Here is a 7,980-nt window from a genome sequence, read left to right as displayed (position 1 = left end):
CCGCTACGACAAGACCGCCACCATCTACCTCGCCGGACTCCACCTCGCCGCCATCTTCATCTGGTCGGCAAGGTGATCCAAAAGAAGCGGCCTAGTCCCCGCAGACGTGTCTTGTCATGGCGCCGCGGAAGCAGTGGTGCACTGATTTGTCGGCGTACACGCTGAAGTGCTCAGCCCGTTCCGGCCTACGCCGACAGGGGGAGTGCTGCAGTCGTGCTGATGCCTGGCCGTCCAGGCCGTCATGTGCCCCGGTAGTAGGCGATGTTGCGCCGGCTCTGCTCGTCGCCCAGAAGGGTATTCAGCAGGTTGCGGAGCGGGGCCTCGTTGTTGAGCCGGTGGCTGCTTACGGGCTGGGGAAGCTCCGGGCGTGTCATGGGGCTGTTGTGGGTCGAGGCCGGATGAGTCCGTGGAAGGTCATTGCTTCTGCGGTGGCGATGATGGCGTCGAGTTGTCCGGGCTCGGCGCGCAGCCGATCGGCGCGCCAGGACAGGCTGAGGAGGCCGTTCATGGTGGCCCACAGGGCGGTCGCCGCGGTGTGTGGGTCGATGTCGGGGGCGATGGATCCGTCGGCGATGCCGTCGCTCAGGGCTTCGGCGAGTTTGGCGTTCTGCTCTTCGACGAGGTCGGCGACGTGTTCGAGTGCGGTCGGTTCGTCGGGCGGGTCGGCGAGCAGGCGGAACTGGTGGGGTCGTTCGGTGGCGAAGCGGGCGTAGGCGGCTGCGGCGGCCCTGATGCGCTCCTGGGGGGTGCCGGGGGTGGCGTAGGCGGCGTCCATGTACTGCCGGTTGTCTTCGAGGGCGCGCTCGGCGACTGCGATCAGGACGGCGGAGCGTCCACCCACCCGGTTGTACACGGTCTGCATGGCGACGTCGGCGCGTTCGGCGACGGCTTCCAGGGTGAGGGCCGAGGGGCCGCCTTCGGCCAGAAGCTCTTCGGCCGCTTCCACGATGGACGCCCGGGTGGCGGCTGCGCGGCGGGTTGCCCGGGTGACCTTGTCTGTCATCACCCTGTTACTTTACGGCCTCATAATATTGGATTAGATTCCAATATTGGAAGTGGTTCCAAGTATGGTGTGGGCCTCGGGGCCCTGCCGCCCTCATGGAGGCCCGATGACCGGCCGGATCGATCTGACGTTTCCCTCTGGGGACACGGAATGCCATGCGTGGCTCTACCTACCGGAGACAAGCGACGCGCGCCCGGCCCTGGTGATGGCGCACGGCCTGGGCGGTGTCCGGGAAATGCGTCTGGATGCCTATGCCGAGCGTTTCGCTGCCGCGGGATACGCCTGCCTGGTCTTCGACTACCGGCACTTCGGCGCCAGCGGGGGCCAGCCCCGCCAACTCCTGAGCGTCCGCCGGCAACTTCAGGACTGGCAGGCGGCCGTGGCCTGTGCACGCTCACGGCCCGAGGTCGACCCCCGGCGTGTGGTGCTGTGGGGCACCTCTTTCGGGGGCGGCCATGTGCTGGCTACCGCCGCCCATGACCCGGCCGTCTACGCCGTGATCGCCCAGGGCCTGTTCACAGACGGTGTCGCCTCCGCCCTGGCGATGCGCCCGGACAGCTCGGTGAAGGTAATGGCCCGCGCGGTCCGTGACGTGGTCGGCGCCCGCCTGGGCCGCCCGCCTGTCATGGTCGCGACAGCTGGCCCGCCCGGATCCGCCGCCCTGATGACCGCTGCGGACGCCGAGTCCGGCTACCTCGCCCTGGTGCCCGACGAGGCGCCGTTCGCCAACCAGGCTGCGGCACGGATCGCCCTGGACATCATCCGCTACCGGCCAGGCCGCCAGACTGCGAAGATCGCATGCCCGGTGCTGTTCTGTGTATGCGAGCACGACACGGTGGCCCCCACGCGGGCGACCCTGCGCCATGCCCGCAGGGCCCCGCGGGGCGAGGTCCGCCTCTACCCCGAGGGCCACTTCGACATCTACCTCGGCGAGCCCTTCGAACGCGTCGTCAAGGACCAGCTCGCCTTCCTGGCGCGGCACGTCCCCATCAGCCCCGCACCAGGTCCCGGTGAAGCTTCAATCGCGTGATCAACACCCCGCTGGCTTTGTTCATGAGCATGCAACTCGCGAACAAAGCCACCCTGCGCTGCAGAGGCCCACTGTTGGCCGCAGCAGCGAGAAGTGCGAGACCACCGGCGGATACAGCGCCGAGGACGCCGAGAAGACCCTGCGCACCGTCCTGCCGGACGTGCTCCGCTTCGACCGCCGCCGGGCGGCCGCCTATCAGAACGGGCGCAAGCTCACGACGACGTCACCTCCGCCCGTCTTGCCATGGTCTCTGGCGGCAAGATCACGGACGATCACATCGGCCCGCACACCGACCGGCTGGCCGAGTTCCCCTACCTTGGCCACCCGCACCCGGTTTCCTGGTCGCTCAGTCGTGCCGGAAGGGCTGATTGAGCCCGGCCTCCGCGCCGAGGGTGCCTCCCGCCCGAGGGGAAGACTCACAGGCGAGCCGCCGGTGGAGTCGAGACCAGCGCGCAGCCCATTTGCCAAGGTGCGCAGGGTGTGCCGTTGGTTGCCATCGGTAGGCACGTGCCCTGGGAGCCGGTCGTCGACGCAGATCACGGGAGTCTGCGTGCGCGCTGCTGCAGGCGCACAATGGTGATATGGCCGGTGGGTCGCCGATCGTCGTGTACCGGCCGCACGGCACAGGCGGCACTCGATCCGCCGCACGTGGGGTAGTTCTGGGCCCCGCGTGCGGTGGAGCTGGTCGCTGTCGGACACGACCTGGTGGTCGACAGGGGAGGAGCGCCTGGCCCGGCAGCTTCTGCGGCGGTCGGCAGCCAGGAGTCGGGGCGAGGCGGACTTCAGCGATGCGACGCATCCATCAGTGACTCAGTCTGCGGCGAGTCACTTCTTTCCCTTCTGGCCCTTCTTCCCCTTGTGTTTCGCTGACCAGGCGCCGTCCGCGTCACCGACGTGGGTTGGGGTGGGCGGCCTGGTGGACGGGGGCGCAGACGACGGTGTGGCGTCTGACGTCTGGGCTGGAGGCGGTGTTGTCGTGTGGGTGGGTGAGGGGGAGGCCGGGGGAGGGGGAGCGCTGGTGCCGGAGTTCATCGAGGCGCCCACCGCCGTTGCCCCGGCGAACAGGGCGAGGCCGGCCCCTGCGAGCACTGCTCTGGATGTCAGTCTGCGTCGGATGCCGGGCCGGGAATGGGCGCCGGCGCGCGGAGTTGGAGGCAGGGGCGTGGCAGGGGGGCGCGGAGCGGTGTTGTGGTGCTCGGCCGGTGTCTGCATCCTGCTCTGCGCGGCGAGCCATGTCGCTGCCTGTTGGGCGGTGGGCCGGTCGGCCGGGTTCTTCGCGAGCATGTGCATCACGCCGTCGGACAGGGGCTGGGGGATGTCCGGGCGCAGGAGTGCGGGTGGCGCCGGAGTGGCACTGACGTGCTGCTGGACCACGTCCAGGGATGTGCTGCCCCTGAACGGAGCGCGCCCGGTGAGCAGTTGGTACAAGACGCAGCCGAGAGAGTAGACGTCGGACGCGGGAAGTGCGGGGCGGCCCAGCGCCCGTTCCGGCGCCAGGTAGTCGGCCGTGCCGATGATCTTTCCCGTGGCGGTCAGGTTGCCGGCGGACTCCTCGGCGAAGCGGGCGATGCCGAAGTCGGTGATCTTCACCGTGCGGTCGTCGGACAGCATCACGTTGGCCGGCTTGATGTCCCGGTGGATCACCCCTTGCTCGTGTGCCGCGGAAAGTCCCGCGGCAACCTGGGCCGTGATGGCCGCGGCCTCGGCGGGTGGCAGGACGCGGCGAAGGGAACGTTCCTGGGCCAGGTTCCAGCCGTTGACGAGCTCCAGGACGAGATGGGGCTGGTCATGGTGCGAGCCGAAGTCGTACATACCCACGACGTTGGGGTGGTTGAGGCGCGCCGCGATCTGGGCCTCGCGACGGAACCGCGCGGCGCCCTCCGCGTCCTGGGCGTGCAGCAGTTTGACGGCGACGGGCCGCTGGAGAAGGTGGTCGTGGGCCCGCCACACCTCGCCCATCGCACCGCGCCCCAGCAACTCCTGCAGCTCATAGCGGTCCGCCAGCAGCCCTTGCACACCCACCCCGGTCGTCCCCTGCTCGTAGATCCATAGGGCTGGCAGTTGTGGTGAGGGAGCGATTCCTGGCCGTCCAGCCCGGGGACGCGTCTGTCCCGCCCCACCAGCCCCTGTCGGCCCACTTCTACAGCGCTCTGCGGCTCGCGGATGTCACACCCTGGGAGAACCGAAGTCACACGTCCAGCCGCTCTGCCGGGCCGTGGGAGGACAGGTCGGGAGTGCCACGAGGGCCGGAGAGTGGACGCGAAGGCATCATTTCCGTGAAGCAGTGATCTCGTTTTCTCCATGAATCGGACACGAGTTAGCCGAATTCCGGCGCCGGTTGGCGGGGTTTACGTCGTCTCGGATTCCGGTGTAACGCTGCGGCGCATATGGAACGCAGAAGAAGGGAGGAGTGGGGTGTCGGCCGGTGCGGTCCGTATGCCCTGTCTCGAGGACGCACGAACGTCACGACCTCCGCAGATCGGATATTGCTGTGAGAAATCGACCTGGTTCCTCGCCGCCGGGCGCTTGTCGATCCGGCGTGTGCAGGCCTGTTGGGTTTGTGGATCGTGCTGTTCCTTCTCGACGCGAATCAGCCAAGAGATTGGCTACGAGCAGTCCTCATTCATGGGCTTCCGTCCGTCCTCTACTTGGCGATCGGGCACGCGATCGCCGGACGGTTCAACCGGTACTGACGCCGTAGCACCGGCCACACCCACACCCCCTCTCACCCAGGATCAAGCCGTGGTCAGGCAGGCCAGCGGTGCGTCGAACCAGGAAGGTCAGAAAGCAGAGATGGATTACTGCTCATCATGCCGTCGGCATCTCAACGGTGCCCTGGTGTGCCCCGGGTGCGGCGCCTACGCCCCGGACATCGCCCCGACCGCCGTCGGCAGCCGCATCGGCTCGGACAGGTCCGTGCCGAGTGCCGGACCGGATGCGCCGGCGCACGCGCATGATGCGATCGCCGCCGCCTGGACGGGGGGCCCGCTGGACGTTGATGTGGAGTACGGCAGCGCCACGGATACGGCCCCGCACGCGATCCCCGACGTCGAGCAAGTGCCACCCGCTCGGCAGGGGCGTGCGGCACGCCGCCGTCAACTTGCCCAGTGGCGGAAGAACAAGCGGCGCGCAGCGGTCGCGAGTGCGTTCGCGCTGGTGGGAGGTGGGCTGACCATCGCCGCGATGGACGGTCACTCCACCGACCGGGTCCAGGCGGCCACGGCCCCGGAGAACCCGAACCGGGGCGCGGAGCAGAAGAAGGAGTACGAGGAGGACGCCAGGACCGCGCCGGTGACCGCTGAACACCCCCACCAGTCGGCAACTGCCGTTCCGTCCGCCCGTCCCCTGATATCGAACGAGCCCCGGGAACAGTCCCTTCCAGCGCCGACCCGCACGACATCACCGGTCGTCCGGCCCGAACCCTCCGAGCCTGCCCGTCACCCAGTTGAATCGGTGGCTCCCCAGGCGCAGAGCACCACGCCGGCCGCGGCTGCCACCGCCCCTGAACGCGCCGGCACGACAGAGCGACAGCGTCAGGCACCCTCCGCAGACGAGGACGCCGAACCCGACACCTCTCAGCCCACCAGCCCTTCGCGGACGTCGACCTCGCCGGTGGAGGTCTGCCTGCTCGGCCTGTGCGTCGGCTGACCTGACCTGCGACAAGCGGTTTCGGCAGAGCGAGCACTGGCATGCGCCGGCCCGTCAGCAATCGGCGTCGGCCGTGGGAAGGAAGAGGACACAGAACTCATGAGTCCGCACTACGCATACGAAGTCCGGCTGCATCGGATGGGCCGCCTGTGGGCCCTCGACATCCCTGATCTCGGCCTGCACACCCAGTGCCGCACCCTTGAAAGGGTGGACGAGCTGGCACGGGGCCTCGTCGCGGAGGCCGTCGGAGTCTCTCCGGACGTGATCGAACTGTCGATACTGGTGCCCGAACTCGCCCCGCTTCTCAATTCGGTGGCTGAAGCGCGGCGCCGCAGGGCCGCCGCCCTCGACGCAGAGAATGAGGCGATCGCCGCCGCTGTTCACGAACTCGTGGACGAGCTCCATGTGAGTCAGGGTGATGCCGGGCATCTGCTCGGCATGCCCCTGAGCGAGGTGGCCCACTTCACGCCGGCGCGACCCGATCAGGCCTCCGGCCTGCCGCGTTCTTCCATCGCCGCGGCCTTCCGTCCCGGCCACGATCGCGCACCGCGGTCACGGCAGGCGACATCCAAGCCCCGTCCCTCCTGGGCGGTTCCTCCCAGATGGGACAGCGAGTCTGACAGAGCGTGAAGTCGGCCAACTGAGGTATGCGGACTGCAGTGTCGACAGGCCGCCCACTATTTGGGCAGCCTGTGTGACATGTCGTACGCTCCACGGCGTAGTTCGGCCGATGGGGGACGGATCGATCGTGGGCAGAAGAAAGCGCGTTCAGTGGTCGGCTGACGACCTGGCGCTCAGCACTGCGGTCGAACGGGCCCAGGACGGTGACGAGGCGGCCTTCTCGGCCCTCTATCGAGCGGTCCAGCCGGGCCTCGACGGCTACCTGCGCGGACTCGTGGGCGAAGGCGCCGACCAGGTGGCCGCCGCCGTGTGGCGCGAGATAGCCCGCGACCTTGCACGCTTTCGCGGCGACGGAAACGGCTTCCGCGGCTGGACGGCGAACATAGCCCGGAGACACGTTCGCCGACACCGGCGACAACGGGGCGTACCGTCTCGCCCGGCAAAAGGGCTCACAGACCGTAGCGCCCTTGCGCCGGTAGACGCCGCAGCTGACGGCGCTTGGATCTCCTGTCTGCCCAATGCCCAGGCGGAAGTGATACTCCTCCGCCATGCGGTGCGTCTCGACGAACGGGCTGCGGCGCGCGTCCTGGGCAGGCCGAAACTCGTCGTACGGGTGCTGGAGCGGCGTGGCCTGAAGAGCCTGGCCGGCTTCCTCGACACGAGGGACGCGACACTCACGGCGGCCACGCGCAGGCTGGGGGAGCAGGGATGAGCACCCACCGAAACGGAGACGATCAGTTGAGCGGCAAGGCTCACCGCCCCGAGGCTGCACCCCATCAGGACTCCACCGCGGAACGAGACGGCACGGACGACCTGGACGACATCGCCGAGCGGTTCGGTGAGGCTGTGCGGAACCATCCCGTGAGCAAGGACGGAGAACAGGCCGCCCTCGCCGCTTTCCGCGCCGCACGCGCGGCGGACAGTGGAGCTTTGAGGACTCGGCGCCGGGACAGGTGGGGCCCTGTGACGCGCAGGCAACGCTGGACGCGGACCGGTGCCCTGACCGTCGCGGCCAGCACCCTGCTCGGTGGCATCGCGGTCGCCTCCATCGGTGTCGTGACACAGGCGCGGCACCATGCTTCCGATGTGCGAAGCAGTAGCAGCTCTCTTCCGTCGCACGGCCCCGACCGAGGACAGCAGACGCCCATGCCCACGACGACAGGGGCGCCGCCGACCGCTTCCCCGTCGCACCCTGGCGGTGCGAAGGACATCGAGGCGCACTGTCATGCCTTTGAGAAGGGCAAGGGCCGAGCCCACGCACTGAAGGTCCCGGCGTGGCAGAGGCTCGTCCGTGCCGCAGGTGGTGAACAGCAGGTCGCGCGATACTGCGCCCGGTTGACCGGATCGACGAACGACACCCAGTCGGCACCTGCGAAGACCAATGAGGGCAGGAAGAACGGCGAGGCCAACAGTAGGGAGAAGCGCGGCAAGGGCGAGGAGAGAAGGAGCGCCAAGCCCGGACAGTCGAAGGGGCCGGGCGGTCGATCCTAAGAGTCGCCCTCTTCATCCAAGCCCTGAACCGGGCCCCCAGTCATCGGCCTGCCGCTGGCCCAGAGCTGACCTCTGCTCCCGTCACCGCCTGCTCCGCTGGGAACAGCGCGGTGCAGCTCCAGCTGATCGAAGACTACGACGGTGCCAACCACGTACATCATCCTGCAGAGTCGACCCAATGGTCTTG

7 protein-coding genes are annotated in these 7,980 nt (G+C 68.6%); 5 read left to right on the top strand and 2 right to left on the bottom strand.

The features are described from left to right. Positions 1 to 370 precede the first annotated feature (370 nt). Entirely contained in the window at positions 371 to 1,003 is a 633-nt protein-coding gene (locus ACFW9D_RS22755) for a TetR/AcrR family transcriptional regulator (RefSeq protein WP_384624246.1), read from the bottom strand. Positions 1,004 to 1,109: 106 nt separating this feature from the next. On the opposite strand from ACFW9D_RS22755, the gene ACFW9D_RS22750 reads away from it, so the two are divergent. Further along, complete coding sequence (locus ACFW9D_RS22750) at positions 1,110 to 2,033, top strand: alpha/beta hydrolase (protein ID WP_384624244.1); 924 nt, start codon at positions 1,110 to 1,112, stop codon at positions 2,031 to 2,033. An 825-nt stretch (positions 2,034 to 2,858) separates the two neighbouring features. Here ACFW9D_RS22750 and ACFW9D_RS22745 read toward each other — a convergent pair. Next, complete coding sequence (locus tag ACFW9D_RS22745; protein ID WP_384624242.1) at positions 2,859 to 4,055, bottom strand: serine/threonine-protein kinase; 1,197 nt, start codon at positions 4,053 to 4,055, stop codon at positions 2,859 to 2,861. 720 nt (positions 4,056 to 4,775) lie between these two features. Here ACFW9D_RS22745 and ACFW9D_RS22740 point away from each other — a divergent pair. From ACFW9D_RS22740 to ACFW9D_RS22725, 4 genes are all read left to right on the top strand, one after another. Continuing rightward, positions 4,776 to 5,681 (top strand): hypothetical protein, encoded by a 906-nt coding sequence (locus ACFW9D_RS22740; RefSeq protein WP_384624241.1) that lies wholly within the window; start codon positions 4,776 to 4,778, stop codon positions 5,679 to 5,681. A gap of 99 nt (positions 5,682 to 5,780) precedes the next feature. Beyond that, positions 5,781 to 6,311, top strand: coding sequence for a hypothetical protein (locus ACFW9D_RS22735; RefSeq protein WP_384624239.1), 531 nt, complete (start codon positions 5,781 to 5,783; stop codon positions 6,309 to 6,311). 118 nt (positions 6,312 to 6,429) lie between these two features. Then, positions 6,430 to 7,014 (top strand): RNA polymerase sigma factor, encoded by a 585-nt coding sequence (locus ACFW9D_RS22730; RefSeq protein ID WP_384624237.1) that lies wholly within the window; start codon positions 6,430 to 6,432, stop codon positions 7,012 to 7,014. Continuing rightward, positions 7,011 to 7,793, top strand: coding sequence for a hypothetical protein (locus ACFW9D_RS22725; protein WP_384624235.1), 783 nt, complete (start codon positions 7,011 to 7,013; stop codon positions 7,791 to 7,793). Before ACFW9D_RS22730 ends, ACFW9D_RS22725 begins: the two co-directional genes overlap by 4 nt. Positions 7,794 to 7,980 lie beyond the last annotated feature (187 nt).

The sequence above is a fragment of the Streptomyces sp. NPDC059524 genome (assembly GCF_042749255.1).
Classification (GTDB): domain Bacteria; phylum Actinomycetota; class Actinomycetes; order Streptomycetales; family Streptomycetaceae; genus Streptomyces; species Streptomyces xanthii.
Note: the sequence above shows the minus strand (reverse complement) of the source record. Positions and strands in the feature narration are given on the sequence as shown.

Coding starts and splice junctions, on each gene's coding strand:
- ACFW9D_RS22750 (WP_384624244.1), top strand. CDS start 1,110: ATGACCGGCCGGATCGATCTGACGTTTCCCTCTGGGGACACGGAATGC.
- ACFW9D_RS22725 (WP_384624235.1), top strand. CDS start 7,011: ATGAGCACCCACCGAAACGGAGACGATCAGTTGAGCGGCAAGGCTCAC.
- ACFW9D_RS22735 (WP_384624239.1), top strand. CDS start 5,781: ATGAGTCCGCACTACGCATACGAAGTCCGGCTGCATCGGATGGGCCGC.
- ACFW9D_RS22755 (WP_384624246.1), bottom strand. CDS start 1,003: ATGACAGACAAGGTCACCCGGGCAACCCGCCGCGCAGCCGCCACCCGG.